Below are 15,900 nucleotides of genomic sequence, written 5' to 3'. Positions count from 1 at the left end.
GAATTGCCTTTCAGGACCTTTTCTAACGAACTAACGCCATAATATATCAATGTACCATAATCACCTGATTGTTCAGTTCATCGTGTCTGTTATTCCAAGCGTAAATCATCCAATCTTTGTAATGCGCAATCAGAAGAAATACGCCTTAATACTCTACTTTTTAGGCAAAAAAAGGGTCTGTAATCTAATATCTTAGCCTTTCACTGAACTGTTTGACGCGATGCAGATGAAACTCTATATGAATCGATGATCTCTCTAAGCTATAGCGACTTAAAGCGTGGTTTTATCTATAATTAAAAAATTATCGAAAATGCATATATTAATAATTATTGGTTTCTAACTATGCTTAATCCTATTTGGCTAAACACTTTCAAAACACTGGTTGACGTTGGACATTTCACTAAAACGGCAGAGTTACTCCACATGACGCAACCAGGGGTAAGCCAGCACATAAACAAACTAGAAACTGCGTGTGGTTATCCTTTAATAAAGAGATTTAACAAAAAATTTGAGTTAACAATCTATGGGCGTAAAGTTTACGATTATGCTGTCAAACATTTTGAAGAAGAGTCTGAACTATTACAGAGTTTGGCACACGATGAACCTTTCCGCGGTCGCTGTACTATTGGCTGTTCGGGAACTTTCGCCTGGTTGATTTATTCAGAATTACTTTCTTTGCAAACGAGTTACCCAGACTTATCCATTGAGTTAGAAGCAACACCAAACCAACGTATATTTGATCAGATACTCCAGGGAAAATTGGACATAGGTTTAGTGACAAAAGCACCTAATCCTAAATATTTTTCGAGTCGTATTATTGGTGCGGAGTGTCTTGCTCTTGTACTGCCGCTTTCCGCAGACGAAAGCTTACCTATAAATGAATTGTTAATGGAGTTGGGAGTAGTCCGTCATCCAGATTTAGCTCATTATTTTCAAACTTATGTTAATCAAGCCTACAACGATTTGCTACGTTTGGTCGATTTAGAGGATGTTTCGACACAAAGCTACATTAACCAAGTGCATCAAATATTGGTTCCTATAGCTAAGGGAATAGGCTTTACGGTGGTTCCTAGATGGTGCGTTAACCTTTTCTCGGACAAAGATCAGCTAAAAATATTCGATGTTGCCACAAATATACAAGAACCTGTTTACTTGGTTAGCAAGCTGAATTCACCTCTTGCTAAGCGTTACGAACAAATTATTAAAGTTATCGAGCACTCTTTTGATATAGGTTGATGTGAGTAAAGAACAACTATTCAGAAGATATTAGCTTTTTGGGTCTTATATCTGCCCTAGGAATGAACTCAAAAAGGTTGGCATTAGAGCCAACCTTTTGTTTTATTTATTCATAGCCTGAAGAGTAAGTGTCTTCATAAGAATGTGAGTAGAACTCAAAAAGGTTGCCAAAAGGGTCTTCCAGATAAACCATTTGTGCTTGTTTTAGCTCCTCTTCTGGATGGTAACGCATGATGTCCATACGAACTTTACCGCCATACTCTTCGACACGCTTGATTGCTGTATCAAACTGCTCTTTAGGTAGCTGTAAGCAGAAGTGGAAAATACCCAAACGAGAGAAGTCTACTTCGTGACGTTCTTGACGATCTTTCATCTCAAACAGTTCAACGCCGATACCATCTGTTGTTACCAGATGAGCGATGTTAAAACCTTTAAAACCTTCACCGAATACCGCAATGCACATACGGCCAATCGCAGATTCTCGTTCTTCAATCACTTTAGTGTTGTTCATTACAATACGAAAACCTAACGCTTTAGTATAAAACTCAACCGCTTTGTCCATATCACCAACCATGATGCCCACGTGATTCATTTTCATAACTTGCTCCCAATAACTTTCATGTTGAAACTATCGTTTCGATGAAAGGAAGTATATGGGGCTATGATTATTAAGTTAAATTATCGATATTTATAAAAACAATAATTTTAAATTATAGTGGAGGTAAGGTGTGACATACCACCAATTCAGCGCGATCTAGGCTAGCAAGAAAATACCCCATTCCTTCTCAGCGCGAAAGTCTACTCACAATCTGTGATTGTACGTTTGCCTTACCTGTAGTTATTCGAGTAAGTGCCGAAGTAAGCTTTTTAAACATTATGCGTCATTTTGCATTTTAATACCCTAACATCTCATTAAACTATTGATTATTAATTGAACTGCGATTGGAAAGGCTGCATGATAGGAGTATGAAAAGCGGCTAAAAACCGTATAGAAAACGTTATGTTTCACTTTGAGTTAAAAGAAATAAAGGGTTTCTGGGCGCTTATTTCTTTGGTCTCTTTGGCAATTCGTTCGAGTTGCCTCAGCAGTTTAATATTGCCGTCCTAAGTTCTTGAATTTCTCAACTCGTTTTATGCTTCAAGGTTCGTGGGTTGCTTCAATTTGAAATTGCGTCTGCGTGTTGAAAATTGGTTTGGCTTAAAGTCGCTTTGGTTCTATTTCCCAATTAGCAAATCGGCAGCGGGGCTTTCGGCAATTTGAGTTTTGTTTTTCGCTGTTTTGAAAGGGATGCCGTCATTCGCTGAAAATCATCAGAGTTGCCTCAATCAAATTCCTGAGTATTACACGTTTTGTATTTATCGTTTTTGTCGGACTATTCCACAACGTCGTGTGACGCAAGTTAAATAATTCTTTATGCAATTCAGTTCTTTGCCAAGTATGCGAGTCAGTTGTGGTAAAACATAACAAAGTGTTTAAGAGGGATTCGTCAACGCGTGGCGATTTCACTTCAAATCAGTTTAAGTGATTAAGGCTGTTATATCCGCTTTGGTGGTAGCGTTGTCTCACCCCTTAACACGGCGTTAGTTTTGCCATGCAACTAGGATAACTCCGATGGTGATCAGAATAATTCCAAACCAGTTGGTTGTGCTTAGTTGCTCTCCTAATAGTATTACGCTGAACAGCGCAACTAAAACTACGCTCAATTTGTCTATTGGTGCTACTTGTGAAGCCTGACCAAGGTTCATTGCTCTAAAATAGCACAACCAAGACGCTCCTGTTGCTAATCCAGATAAGATTAAAAATGTAAGTCCCTTACCGGATACAGAGCTAATAGGCTGAAATTGCTTAGTTGCAAACGCTATGATTGTTACTAAAACAAGGATTACGCAAGTTCGAATGAAAGTAGCGAAGTCTGAATTAATGGTATTCACACCCAGCTTTGTAAATACAGCGGTTATCGCTGCAAACACGGCCGAAAGTAAGGCCCAGAAAAGCCATGAAGTATGTGTCATTGTATGTAATCCATGTAATTGTATGGGAAACAAGCGTATTTTAGATTACTAGTAAAATACGTGATACTTGATTAATGAATAGTTATTGTTCTCAATTGTAATGCAAAGCTAACAAAGCGTTCAAGATGGATTCTGAACGCTTGGCGGCTTCAGTTAAAAATTTAGCTTTTGTGTTTACGGTACAATGACTTAAATTAGGTGGCATCGCGGTGTCAACCGCTTAACATTGCGTTATATTCAAGGAGAAAAAATGAAAGGTTGGAGTTTACCATATACTTTTGAGTATAAAGATAGGGAAGTGAAATATGGGGTTGAAGGAAAGGGAGAACCTCTTGTCTTGGTTCATGGCACTCCTTGGTCATCATTCAATCTTAGACATTTGATTCAAGCGCTCTCGGGTCATTATACAGTCTACTATTTCGATTTATTGGGTTATGGTGAATCGGATAAAAGTGACGCGGATGTATCTTTAAAAGTACAAAATCAGTTACTGGACGCTTTGATAGATCATTGGCAATTGAAATTACCTTTTATTATAGGCCACGATTTTGGGGGAACAACAGTACTGAGAAATTACTTATTGAATCAACGAAAGTATAAAAAGATAGTACTAATTGACCCTGTAGCACTGTCTCCATGGGGCTCTCCATTTTTCAAACATATTGAGAAACATGAGGCAGCTTTTGCAGGAGTTCCCGATTTTATCCATTCAGCTATTGTTGAAGCATACATAAAAACAGCTGCATTTCAGCCATTAACTTCAGAAACAGTTGACGGTATTCTTGCTCCATGGTTAGGAGAACGTGGTAAAGCAGCCTTTTATAGGCAAATAGCCCAAGCCGATTCAAAATACACGGATGAGTTTCAGGATAAGTTTGCTAGCTTTAATGTGCCGACATTAATCCTGTGGGGGGAAGAGGATCAATGGATTCCTGTTGAACAAGCTCACGTTCTCCATAGTAAAATTAAAGGCTCTAAGTTAGTTACTATCCCAGAATCTGGGCATTTAGTTATCGAAGAAAAACCAGAAAGATTGGTCAAAGAAATCCGAGCGTTTATTGAAAATTGAATATGACACGAGACTATAGCCTCAGCATACTTTTTCTAACATGATAGAAATTCTGTCAAGCATAAGCTCCGAAACTCTAAACAGCTTTTGTCCAAATTCTGTTAATGGATCAATATGTCTAGCGTTGACCATTCATTAGATATATGTGCATCTAATGATTCAGTGGTTATTCACTTACGAAATCCAGTGTCTAAAAAAACGCGTTCCATTTCCCCGTATTTTCATCAAAAATTATCACTAGCGATACTTATGATTGATTTCAGGTCGTCTGCGTTTGGAATATACTTATACTAAATTTAGTATTAATTAGTCGGTAATTCTATGAAGAAACAAATGATTTTGGCATCCATATGCATTTTAATTTTTAATATCTCAAATGCGGATGAAGTTTTGGTTGGAAATCAGAAAAAACCAATTACCAAATCACAGGCAGAGGAAGCCGCAAAACTACTTATTTCAGCCAGAAAGCAGAATGAACTTATTGAATTACCAAACATGGTAAAACCGAACACATTAGAAGAAGGTTATATAGTTCAAGACCAAATTATTAAAAATATTGGTATTCCTCTTATAGGCTGGAAAATTGCGATTACCAGTGACGATCTCATGAAAAAGGCTGGTGTTAGTGAGCCAGTTTCAGGACCACTATTCTCACAGTGGGCATATCCTGAACCCCAGACCATAAACAATGGTTTTCCAACACTGTACGGCTTTGAGTTTGAATTTGCTTTTAGAATGGCTGAAACACTACCGTCTCGACAAGAGCCTTATAGTAAAGAAGAGGTAAAAGCAGCAATCGGTAGCATGCATTTAGCGATAGAACCTGTTGGTACGCGATATACCCAAGGCCCAGTTAAATCTGGTTTACCTCAGTTTGCAGCAGATCATGGGGGTAACTTCGGTTTTGTTTATGGTCCTCCTATAAAAGATTGGCAAAGTATAGAACTGGCAAATGTTATGGTAACCGGATATATGAATGATAAGAAAGTGGGTGAAAATTTAGGTAAGAACGTAATGGGAGATCCGCTCAATTCGATAACTTGGCTCGCGAATCATTTGCAAAAGCGAGGTTACGCTTTAAAAGCTGGTGAATGGGTGACGACAGGGGCTGTAGTTGGACCTGTACCGGCTGCACCTCCAATAAAGGTTCGTGGTCATTTCGGTTCGCTTGGTAGTGTTCATGTAAATTTTGAGGATTAGGAAACGAATTGACAGTTGTAGATTTGATTTATTCACAAAAGGACCATCTGTTCAGTTTAAGTACGACACCAAATTTGGGGATCGTGTTACGAAGACTACAAGCTTTTCCAATACTGAGCTGTACCACTTAGATTGAACACTTCATCTAGCGAGTTTGCTATACCTGACCTAATTCATAAATTGCTAATTTAGCAAAGTCACTGACACGTTTCTGTCCAAAAGTGTTTTAAGTAGTAGTTGAGACCTTCAGGTCTCACTTGTCGGTGATATCAAATTTATCCATTAGATTTTGAATTAAATCAGGTGAAACCCCTCCGATTCCAGCGTCAATGAAACGTTCGGGGAATTGAGGTTCTATGAATGCTTTGTCGTAATCATCACTTACAAAGTACCAATCCGCATCAATTGCGTGCGCATGCGAAATTTTATGGTTCACTTCATTAGTGTCGCCGTACCTAACGGTATATGAGGCGTCTGGAGCCAAGACCGACTCATCAAATCCTTGTTCGATTAAAAACTCTCGATTAAAGCGTTTCTGTATAGGGTAAAGGAGAACATCAGCTTTTTGGCTAAATTCAGTTAACAATTCAATTGCCTCTTTGTCTAAAGAGATATAGTCAAAGAACTCTGGACCAAATTGACTAATACAATCGAATGTTTGTTGCACGTTTGGTGAATGTTCTCTGTAAGGGACAGACAGCAAAAGGCTACTGACATCAAAATACAATACGCGATTTCTCAAACTTTCTCCCTCCAAGATCATTACACATTCAATACATATTAGATAAATCCATTATGGCGACTGTGCAAGATATATCTATCCCTAATATAAAAAAAGACCAGCACATGTGTGCTGGTCAATTTCTAGTTTATAGAAGCTAGTGTTCTATTACGCTTTAGCAAACAGGTAAGTACGGTAACCACCGAGTAGGTTACGTGCCTTATAGCCGTTGTTCACTAGCTGACGGTATGCTACGTTTCCGCGTAGACCAACCTGACAGTAAATGATGATCTCTTTGTCTTTTGGCAGCTCATCCATACGCTGACGCAGCTGGTCAACTGGGATGTTAACCGCACCAGATAGGAAGCCATTTTGTAGCTCACCCGGGTTACGTACATCAAGCAAGATTTGATCGTCAGTTAAGCTGTCTAACTCATCAAAGTGAATCGCTTTGGTATCGCCTTTGATAAGGTTGTTCGCAACAAACGCCGCTTGGTTGATTACATCTTTCGCACTGCCGTATGGTGGCGCGTAAGTTAGCTCTAGATGCTCAAGTTGATCAACGGTCATACCTGCACGTTGAGCAACAGCCATTACGTCAATTCGCTTGTCGATACCATCTTTACCTACGGCTTGTGCGCCGAAGATTTTACCGGTTTTAGGGGCGAACAACATTTTGAACGAAACGACTTCCGCACCAGGGTAGTAGCTAGCATGGCTTGCGGTGTGGACATAAACTTTTTGGTATTCCACGCCATCACGTTTCAGTTGTTTCTCGTTCTTACCGGTTGATGCAACCGCTAAGTCGAAAATCTTACAAATCGCTGTGCCTTGCGTACCACGGTAAGTTTCTTTACGACCAAGCATATTGTCTGCTGCCATACGGCCTTGACGGTTTGCAGGACCAGCCAGAGGAACCATTGTTTGCTGACCGGTCACGAAGTCTTTCTCTTCGATAGCATCGCCTACTGCATAGATGGATGGATCGCTGGTTTGCATGTATTCGTTAGTGCAGATACCGCCTAGCTCACCAATTTGTAGGCCAGCTTCTGAAGCTAGTTTGGTTTCAGGGCGAACACCGATAGCCATGATTAGGATATCAGTGGTTAGTGTGTCACCATCGCTTAGAGTAAGTTCAAGCTCACCATTAATATGTTGGTGCTCTGATTGGCCTGAATCCATGCTTGCAAGTGCCGTTGTTGGCTTAAACTCAACAGATTGAAGGGCAGTGCTTAAACGTAAATCGATACCTTTAGCTCGAATTTCTGCATGAGCAAAACCTGCCATTTCACGGTCAACGGGCGTCATTACTTGATCAGCCATTTCCAGCAATGTGGTTTTAATACCTAGCTGATGGAAGGCTTCCATCATTTCCAAACCGATAAAACCACCACCCACAACTGTTGCGTGATCCACTTGGTTGGTATTAATGGTTTGGATAATCTTATCCATGTCTGGAATATTACGCAGTGAGTGCGTTAATGGATTATCTAGACCTGGGATAGGGGGAACAACAGGTCCAGCACCAGGGCTTAGAAGTAGGAAATCGTAGCTTTCTGTGTATTCACTTTGGTCAAGAAGGTTGCGAACTGTGATGGTTTTTTCTTCACGGTTGATGGTCAGAACTTCGTTCATCACGCGAACATCAACGTTAAAACGCGCTAGGAAACTTTCAGGTGTTTGTAGAAGAAGATTACCACGCTCTTTGATGTCTCCACCAATGTGGTACGGCAACCCGCAATTAGCAAACGAAACGAAGGGACCCCTTTCAAACATGATAATTTGTGCATCTTCACTAAGACGTCTTGCGCGAGCTGCTGCTGATGCGCCACCTGCAACACCGCCGATAATTACGATTTTGGTCATGTTGATCTCCATAAAATCAATGACATAGATGAATTAAAAAAGAAAATTTAAAAAAGTGGTTAATCATCTATTTCACTAACGACACAAAAGGCCCGCGCTCAAGCATGATGATTTCTGCGTCTTCACTTAAACGTCGCGCTCGTGCAGCGGCTGATGCACCGCCAGCCACGCCGCCTATGATCACTATCTTCGTCATAATTTACTCCAAGTTTCTGCCTATCACATTGCGAACTTTTACGCGGGTGTGAAGGAGGGGCTAATTTAAATCCGTTGGTAAAACATACTCTGCTGGGCGGACGCTAATTGACACTCTTCAGTGATGATTAACATCGTCAACGCCGCTAATTGGAAAAGGGCAGAAGATAAAAACGCGTGATAATACAGTGACTAGGTTTACGCTTCCAGCATTGACGCCTATCTTTCGTCCGTACAGATTCATGCTTATACCAACGACTATAAAACTTTAAATTAGCAGTGTCTAATGTTAAATGTTCTAAATTTATAATCACTAAATAAGCATTGACTAATTTAGATTAATTAGTAAGCTCTAATGTGTTTGGTGGCAAGGAGATCTTAGGTGCATACAACAGACATGAATACCATGAGAGAAAATGCGGCTGAAGTCGCTGACTTACTAAAAATTATGGCTCATCCAGAGCGATTGATGGTGTTATGCCAGTTAACTCAGGGGGAAGTTGGTGTTGGTGTGCTTCAACAAGGTTCGTCACTGAGTCAATCCGCCTTTTCGCAACATTTAACGGTTTTACGTAAGTACGGAGTCATTCGAGCGCGAAAGGCATCGCAGCAGGTTTTTTACTCCCTTGCCGATGGGCGCATTGCCTCATTGATTGAGACGTTACAGACGCACTTTTGCCGTTAATTTGTGGCATTTATGAGCGTATTCCATTTTTATTTTCAGAGGTGAATTATGACATTCTCCATACCTTGGGCATCACTAGCAGGCGGTATCTTACTGGGCCTTTCCGCCATTTTGATGTTGTTACTTAACGGCAAAGTTGCCGGTATTAGTGGTATTTTGGCTGGTCTCTTAAAACCTAAATCGGCGGATTTTAGCTGGCGGTTGTTATTTGTTGTTGGATTGATTTCTGGCGGCATTTGGGCCGCGAGTGTCTACACCACCGCGGTGCCAATTGTCTATTCAAGTTCAATGATGATGCTGGCCGTTGCTGGCTTTTTGGTTGGCGTTGGTACTCGTTTAGGGAATGGGTGTACGAGCGGTCATGGCATCTGCGGTATAGGGAGATTGTCAAAGCGTTCTATCGTTGCAACTTGTGTGTTTATGGGCGTAGCGGCGTTGACCGTTTTTTTTCGCCTCCATGTCATGTAGTGGTTCGAGGTATTTTTGATGAGTAATTGGCTGTACAAAATCACGGCGCTGCTTTGTGGCGTGCTCTTTGGTGTTGGTTTAGTGATATCGGGTATGGCAAACCCTGCCAAAGTGATTGGTTTTTTGGATGTTGCTGGGCAATGGGATCCTAGTTTGATGTTTGTCATGGGTGGCGCGTTGTTGGTATTTATGCCTGGGTATTTTTTTATTATCAAGCCAAGAGTTAAACCGTTGAATGGCGATGAATTTTGCCTAACCACGAAGCAAACTGTTGATTGGCGTTTAATTACTGGCGCGGCGGTTTTTGGTTTAGGTTGGGGGATTGCCGGTATTTGTCCAGGGCCCGTAGTGGCAAGCCTGGGGTTAGGCAACCTCGGTGCTTGGCTATTTTTTGTTTGTCTCATGCTTGGATTAGCCCTTCCCAATTTGTTCGTAGCAAGCGCAAGCAAGGCTTAACCTGCAACTATTGCTATAGCATAGGTTTTTACCACTGAAACTCAGAGCGAACAGGGCAGTGGTCGCTCAATTTATAAGTGAGCACATCTTGTGACGTATAGAGCAACTGCTCCGTATTTTGCGCTGTTGTAGCTAATTGTTTGCTGGCAACAATATGGTCAATTAACGAACGAAATTGGTGAAGCTGATTCGGTTTCTTGTTTGAACGGACTTTGCACTTGGCTGGTGCCGTCTGGGTGAGCAGCTGTGCTTGGCTATTCGCACTCATGGCGCGCCATAGCCAATCACCGGCATAGGCAAGGTTGTGGTTGAAATCGCCCATGATCAAATACTGATGGCCCGCCGCTTCCTGCTGTAATATCCAAGCATTAAGGTACTTTGCTTGTTCGAGTACTTTAAGGCATGAACGTTTTTGTCGATATGCGCCGCTACAGCCGGCTTTTAAATGAATGGATAGTGCATGGATGGCTGGCTTATTTTCGGGTTCGAGTACGATATAAGTGGCAAAGCGTAAACGACTATTTTTGTCTTGTTCAAGTTTAATGTCGGCAGGGTCGTTCGTCGAAATCGTCGATTTTATTGCAAAGCCAGTGTATTGGTTTGCATCATCAAATTGATTGAAGTGGAATTGAGGTTTGGCGCGATCGGAGAGAATGATTTGGTATTTATCGCCAAACACGCGCTTTGCCAATGCGACGGATTCCACTTCCTGAAAAGCAACGACATCGGCATCGAGCTGCTTTGCGTAAAACGCTAATCGTTCCAAGTCATCATTGTGGCGTGCGGAAGTGGATGATTTTGGTATGGGTTGCTCGGTTAGCCACTCAATGTTCCAAGTTGCGACGCGATATTGGGCAATTTGCGCAGCCTGTGAACACACAGAGCTAAGTAAACAAAATGCTGCGATACACAACCTAAGATTAACATTCCGCATGACGTCTCTCTCCTCATCCTCATTCAGCCTTTATCCTACAAGACTCCAAAAAAATTCAAGTGGTCAATGCGGCTTTTTCAACATTTTCACCTTTTATTTTCTATCTGAGATCAATCCCCATAACTTCACGATCTTATTAGTGAATCACCTAACTTTGTTGATCTAAATCAATACTCTCATTTGGGTGTTTTCGTTAAATACGCCACAATATGTAGTGTCATAAGAACAAAAAATAACCCTATATAGTGTATTTGTGGATAACTCTGTGAGTATCGTTAGGGTAAGGAGAAACAGTGAAAACTCGAGTAATTAAACGTGATGGCTCTAAAGCCCCGTTTTGTCGTGATCGCATCCAAGCGGCCGTTGAAGCGGCTGCCGATCACGTGGATAAAGAAACCGCCATTTATGCTCTCAATGTGGCGTTGGCCGTCGAGTTAAAGTTAGCCGAACAGTCGGAAGTTCATATTCATGAAATCCAAACGTTGGTCGAAAACGAACTGATGCAAGGGCCTTTCAAGTCATTGGCGCGTGGCTATATTGAATATCGCCATGACCGAGATATTGCACGTGAAAAGCAGAGTGCGCTTACGCGTGAGATTGAAGGCTTAATTGAAGAAAGTAACGTTGAACTGATTAACGAAAACGCCAATAAAGATGGCAAAGTGATTCCAACTCAACGTGACTTGCTGGCGGGTATCGTTGCAAAACATTACGCAAAAACTCATATTTTGCCGCGTGATATTGTCAATGCGCATGAGCAGGGTGACATCCATTATCATGACCTAGACTACGCGCCGTTTTTCCCAATGTTTAACTGCATGCTTATCGATCTTAAAGGTATGCTTACGCATGGTTTTAAAATGGGTAACGCAGAAATTGACACGCCGAAGTCAATTTCGACGGCGACGGCCGTCACAGCACAAATTATCGCTCAAGTGGCAAGCCATATTTATGGTGGGACCACGATTAACCGTATTGATGAGATTCTTGAGCCTTATGTTTTAGCCAGCTATGAAAAGCATCTGGCTGTGGCTCAAGAGTGGGATATCCATGATCCTGAAGCGTTTGCGACTGCGCGCACTGAAAAAGAGTGTTATGACGCATTTCAATCACTGGAATACGAAGTGAATACACTGCATACGGCGAACGGACAAACACCGTTTGTTACCTTTGGTTTTGGGTTAGGTACTTCTTGGTCATCGCGTCTGATTCAAACTTCTATCCTGAAAAATCGTATTGCGGGGTTAGGTAAAAACCACAAGACAGCGGTGTTCCCGAAATTAGTCTTTGCGATTAAAGATGGGCTGAATCACAACCCGAGCGATCCAAACTACGACATTAAACAACTGGCTCTCGATTGCGCGTCTAAACGCATGTACCCAGATATCCTCAATTATGACAAAGTGGTTGAAGTGACTGGTTCATTTAAAACGCCTATGGGATGTCGTAGCTTCCTCGGTACCTATGAAGAAAATGGTGAACTTGTTCATGATGGGCGTAACAATTTAGGTGTCGTTAGCCTGAATTTGCCGCGTATTGCTATCCAAGCGCAAGGGGATGAAGTTCGCTTTTATCAATTGCTGGATGAAAAACTGCATCTGGCCCGCCGAGCACTCGAGACGCGAATCAGCCGCCTTGAAAACGTCAAAGCACGTGTTGCGCCTATTTTGTATATGGAGGGAGCGTGTGGTGTACGCTTGAAAGCCGAAGATTCTATCGCAGATATCTTCAAACACGGCCGGGCTTCAATTTCTCTGGGTTACATCGGGTTGCATGAGACGATCAACGCGTTATTTGGCCATCAGGTTCACCTCTATGATGACGGTGAATTACGCCAAAAAGCGGTAAATATTGTGGCGCGCCTCAAACAAGCGGTCAACACATGGACCGAAGAGTCAGGCTATGGATTTAGCCTCTATGCCACACCAAGTGAGAATTTGTGTAACCGTTTCTGTCGTTTGGATGCAAAAGAATTCGGCGTTTTAGAAGGGGTAACGGATAAAGGCTATTACACCAATAGCTTCCATTTGGATGTTGAGAAAAAAGTGAATCCGTACGACAAAATTGATTTCGAAATGCCTTATCCAAGTTTGTCGAGTGGTGGTTTTATCTGTTACGGCGAGTTTCCAAACATGCAGCGTAATATCGAAGCGTTAGAAAATGTTTGGGATTACAGCTATAGCCGTGTGCCGTACTACGGTACCAATACACCGATTGATGAGTGTTACGAGTGTGGTTATACCGGAGAGTTTGATTGTACCAGTAAGGGCTTCACCTGCCCGGCGTGTGGTAATCATGATTCAAGTAAGGTCTCGGTAACTCGAAGAGTATGTGGCTACTTGGGGAGCCCAGACGCAAGGCCGTTTAACTTTGGTAAGCAAGAAGAAGTTAAACGCCGAGTCAAACACTTATAAACCGACAACATCAAGAGCAGTTTCGGCTGCTCTTGCCTAAGAACACTATGAATTTTCATCAATATTATCCCATCGATGTTGTTAACGGCCCGGGGACTCGCTGCACCTTATTTGTGTCTGGGTGTGAACATCAATGCCGAGGCTGTTATAACCAATCGACGTGGCGCCTCGACTCTGGCTCACCATTCACTCAGCAAGCCGAAGATAGAATTATCGCAGACTTGAACGATACGCGAATCAAACGCCGTGGGCTTTCACTCTCAGGCGGTGATCCGCTTCACCCGGCCAATGTCGAAGCCGTATTGAAATTAGTGAAACGTGTTCGTCGAGAGTGCCCAGGGAAAGATATCTGGCTATGGAGTGGTTATCGTATCGATGAACTCTCAACACAGCAAAAGGAAATCGTCAGTTTGGTTGATACATTAATAGACGGAAAATTTGAACAAGCTTTGGCAGATCCTCGTCTCGAATGGCGTGGAAGCGCGAATCAAATCATTCATTACTTTGAACATCACACAATTAAATAGCCATACTCAAAACGCAAAATAAAAACTGGTCAAAAAGTGTTCTTATCCTGGGTGGTTTTGTTGATCAAGCTAACAACCTGTTGGTTTTTTAGGCGAACAAACAACCAAAACATCAATTTTTGCCGTGTAGACTAAAAAGACGTTTCTTTCTTGAGAACTATGGTGTTTACTTGAGTTTCCTCATCTTGAATTTCAAAGGGTTGTGACTTTCATGTTCTCTCGTTTACCTGCTCCTGCTTTAGATCCCATTCTGTCTCTTTCTGCTGCTTATCGTGTTGATGAACGCCCCAACAAGGTTGACCTTGGTATTGGCGTGTATAAAAACAGCCAAGGTGAAACGCCTATTATGCAAGCGGTTCAACGTGCGCAAGATAGGGTGGTGGCGAGCCAAAAAACCAAAGCGTATGTTGGCTTAGCTGGCTGCGAGGAGTTTAACCAATCAATGGTGGATCTTCTTCTAGGCGGCACATCGGTTACTGACCGTGTTTCTGCAATTCAGACGCCTGGCGCCAGCGGTGCGCTGCGTATGCTGGCGGATTTATTAAAATTTGCAGAGCCAGAAACCACGGTTTGGATTTCCAACCCGAGCTATGTTAACCATAAGCCAATCATGGAGGCCGCAGGCCTTAAAGTTCGCTATTTTGATTATTTTAGTCCAGTAACCAAACAAGTCGATACCGAAAGAATGTTGAGTTCGCTTGCCGAAGCGGGAAGTCAAGATGTCGTGTTATTACATGGCTGCTGCCACAATCCAACGGGGGCGGATATCGATTTCGATACTTGGAAAGCGATTACTGAATTGTCACAGAAAAACGGGTTTACTCCGTTTGTCGATATTGCGTATCAAGGCTTTGGTGATGGTTTAGATGAAGATGCTCGCGGGCTACGTCATATGGCAAGTCATGTTGAAGAGATGCTTATCACTACGTCGTGTTCTAAGAACTTTGGACTCTATAGAGAGCGAACGGGTGCTGCAATTGTGGTTGCGAATACGCTTTCTGATGCCAACAATGCCAAAGGCAAATTGCTGACTCTGGCGCGTGCGACGTACACAATGCCACCGGATCACGGCGCAGCGTTAGTCAAAACTGTGTTGCAAAATCAAGAGCTAACGGCGATCTGGAAGCAAGAATTAAGTGAAATGCAGCAGCGTTTGTTAAACCTTCGTCAAACTCTTTGTAACGAATTGAGAAATAAACACAATACTTCACAATTCGACTTTATCGCGAATCACAAAGGGATGTTTACTGTGCTAGGATTTAGCCCAGAACAAATGACCCAACTTCGCGAGCAATATGGTATTTATGGTGTTGGCGACGGGCGAATTAACATCGCAGGTCTAACGGAGAAAGATATTCCGTATGTGGCTCAAGCGATGATTGCAGTCAGTTAGCGCACCTTTCAACAGAGTGAGTAAGGCATGAACAAGAACTGGAAAGTATTGATTCCTTTGATCTTAACAAGTGGTCTCGCAGCCTGTTCCACAACACCGGAAACCACAGGCAGCGAACAATCACCGGAAAAAACCACAACAACGGAACAACCAACACAGCCTGAAACGTCTTCTGCGACTCAAGAGGCGGAGCAAGCAAAAGAGACCAGTTCAAGTTCAAAAACGGGTGTATCAGAACAAACGAAGTTGAAACTTAAGGCTAAGAAGACGGAAGATGGTCGGCTTATTCTAGGAGCTCAAGAGTGGGTATATGTGCCAGGCCTTGAGCAAAATTTTGATGCGCGAGTCGACACTGGTGCGACGACCTCTTCAATCAGCGCGGTTGATATTGAGCCGTTTGAGCGTGATGGCAACGATTGGGTTAAATTTAAAATCGAGCATGAAGGGGTTAAAAGCCGTGATATTGCTTTGCCAGTCGAGCGTTGGGTGAAAATTCGTCAGTCGAGCAGTAATGGTACTGACCGCCGAGCGGTTGTTATGGCGTGGATTCAAATTGGTGATTTAAAAGAAAAGACCGAATTTACTCTCGCGGATAGAACCCATTTATCTTTCCCATTGTTACTCGGACGTAGTTTCTTTAAAGATGTCGCCGTTGTCGATGTTAGCCAAAAATACATTCAAGACAAGCACGACAGTCAATAATCACATCGAAGATAAAAAAAG

At 42.3% G+C, this 15,900-nt stretch carries 15 protein-coding genes and 1 pseudogene; 10 read left to right on the top strand and 6 right to left on the bottom strand.

Annotation, left to right across the window (positions count from 1 at the left end; translation table 11 throughout):
* The first annotated feature begins 342 nt into the window (after positions 1 to 342).
* Positions 343 to 1,236, top strand: a complete 894-nt coding sequence (locus tag M1D72_RS03925) for a LysR family transcriptional regulator (protein WP_456294590.1) — start codon at positions 343 to 345, stop codon at positions 1,234 to 1,236.
* 106 nt (positions 1,237 to 1,342) lie between these two features.
* Here the strand turns inward: M1D72_RS03925 and M1D72_RS03920 are convergent, their stop codons facing one another.
* Together M1D72_RS03920 and M1D72_RS03915 are read right to left on the bottom strand one after the other, a co-directional pair.
* On the bottom strand, positions 1,343 to 1,834 hold the full coding sequence (locus M1D72_RS03920; RefSeq protein ID WP_456294589.1) for a VOC family protein: 492 nt from the start codon (positions 1,832 to 1,834) through the stop codon (positions 1,343 to 1,345).
* Positions 1,835 to 2,817: 983 nt separating this feature from the next.
* The gene (locus M1D72_RS03915; RefSeq protein ID WP_456294588.1) at positions 2,818 to 3,249 is read right to left on the bottom strand and encodes an EamA family transporter; all 432 of its coding nucleotides are present in this window, start codon (positions 3,247 to 3,249) and stop codon (positions 2,818 to 2,820) included.
* A gap of 250 nt (positions 3,250 to 3,499) precedes the next feature.
* Between M1D72_RS03915 and M1D72_RS03910 the strand changes: the two genes are divergently transcribed.
* Positions 3,500 to 4,318 (top strand): alpha/beta fold hydrolase, encoded by an 819-nt coding sequence (locus M1D72_RS03910; protein WP_456294587.1) that lies wholly within the window; start codon positions 3,500 to 3,502, stop codon positions 4,316 to 4,318.
* A gap of 321 nt (positions 4,319 to 4,639) precedes the next feature.
* Complete coding sequence (locus M1D72_RS03905) at positions 4,640 to 5,518, top strand: 2-keto-4-pentenoate hydratase (protein WP_456294586.1); 879 nt, start codon at positions 4,640 to 4,642, stop codon at positions 5,516 to 5,518.
* 253 nt (positions 5,519 to 5,771) lie between these two features.
* Here M1D72_RS03905 and M1D72_RS03900 read toward each other — a convergent pair whose 3' ends face one another.
* From M1D72_RS03900 to M1D72_RS03890, 3 genes and pseudogenes are all read right to left on the bottom strand, one after another.
* The gene (locus tag M1D72_RS03900) at positions 5,772 to 6,260 is read right to left on the bottom strand and encodes a hypothetical protein (protein WP_456294585.1); all 489 of its coding nucleotides are present in this window, start codon (positions 6,258 to 6,260) and stop codon (positions 5,772 to 5,774) included.
* A gap of 147 nt (positions 6,261 to 6,407) precedes the next feature.
* Positions 6,408 to 8,105, bottom strand: coding sequence for an FAD-dependent oxidoreductase (locus M1D72_RS03895; RefSeq protein WP_456294584.1), 1,698 nt, complete (start codon positions 8,103 to 8,105; stop codon positions 6,408 to 6,410).
* Between the two features lie 79 nt (positions 8,106 to 8,184).
* A pseudogene (locus M1D72_RS03890) lies at positions 8,185 to 8,301 on the bottom strand (pyridine nucleotide-disulfide oxidoreductase); the annotation flags it as partial.
* 396 nt (positions 8,302 to 8,697) lie between these two features.
* Between M1D72_RS03890 and M1D72_RS03885 the strand changes: the two are divergent.
* Genes M1D72_RS03885 through M1D72_RS03875 form a run of 3 tightly spaced genes read left to right on the top strand, consistent with a single transcriptional unit; the run spans position 8,698 to position 9,909 of the window.
* Positions 8,698 to 8,985, top strand: a complete 288-nt coding sequence (locus tag M1D72_RS03885; protein WP_456295599.1) for a metalloregulator ArsR/SmtB family transcription factor — start codon at positions 8,698 to 8,700, stop codon at positions 8,983 to 8,985.
* A gap of 48 nt (positions 8,986 to 9,033) precedes the next feature.
* Positions 9,034 to 9,453: a YeeE/YedE family protein gene (locus M1D72_RS03880; protein ID WP_456294583.1), complete on the top strand. Its 420-nt coding sequence runs from the start codon at positions 9,034 to 9,036 to the stop codon at positions 9,451 to 9,453.
* An 18-nt stretch (positions 9,454 to 9,471) separates the two neighbouring features.
* Positions 9,472 to 9,909 (top strand): DUF6691 family protein, encoded by a 438-nt coding sequence (locus M1D72_RS03875; protein ID WP_456294582.1) that lies wholly within the window; start codon positions 9,472 to 9,474, stop codon positions 9,907 to 9,909.
* Positions 9,910 to 9,937: 28 nt separating this feature from the next.
* Here M1D72_RS03875 and M1D72_RS03870 read toward each other — a convergent pair whose 3' ends face one another.
* Positions 9,938 to 10,843 (bottom strand): endonuclease/exonuclease/phosphatase family protein, encoded by a 906-nt coding sequence (locus M1D72_RS03870; protein ID WP_456294581.1) that lies wholly within the window; start codon positions 10,841 to 10,843, stop codon positions 9,938 to 9,940.
* 293 nt (positions 10,844 to 11,136) lie between these two features.
* On the opposite strand from M1D72_RS03870, the gene nrdD reads away from it, so the two are divergent.
* From nrdD to M1D72_RS03850, 4 genes are all read left to right on the top strand, one after another.
* Positions 11,137 to 13,257 carry an anaerobic ribonucleoside-triphosphate reductase gene (gene nrdD, locus M1D72_RS03865; protein WP_390195507.1) on the top strand — a complete coding sequence of 707 codons (2,121 nt, stop codon included), beginning with the start codon at positions 11,137 to 11,139 and terminating at the stop codon, positions 13,255 to 13,257.
* Positions 13,258 to 13,304: 47 nt separating this feature from the next.
* A complete protein-coding gene (gene nrdG / locus M1D72_RS03860) occupies positions 13,305 to 13,784 on the top strand; it encodes an anaerobic ribonucleoside-triphosphate reductase-activating protein (RefSeq protein WP_456294580.1) in 480 nt (159 codons plus the stop codon).
* A gap of 211 nt (positions 13,785 to 13,995) precedes the next feature.
* Complete coding sequence (locus M1D72_RS03855; RefSeq protein WP_456294579.1) at positions 13,996 to 15,177, top strand: amino acid aminotransferase; 1,182 nt, start codon at positions 13,996 to 13,998, stop codon at positions 15,175 to 15,177.
* 27 nt (positions 15,178 to 15,204) lie between these two features.
* The gene (locus M1D72_RS03850; RefSeq protein ID WP_390195498.1) at positions 15,205 to 15,879 is read left to right on the top strand and encodes an ATP-dependent zinc protease family protein; all 675 of its coding nucleotides are present in this window, start codon (positions 15,205 to 15,207) and stop codon (positions 15,877 to 15,879) included.
* Positions 15,880 to 15,900: the final 21 nt, after the last annotated feature.

This window comes from Vibrio sp. AK197, assembly GCF_053903115.1.
The sequence above is the reverse complement of the archived record's forward strand: the minus strand, read 5'-3'. Positions and strand labels throughout refer to the sequence as shown.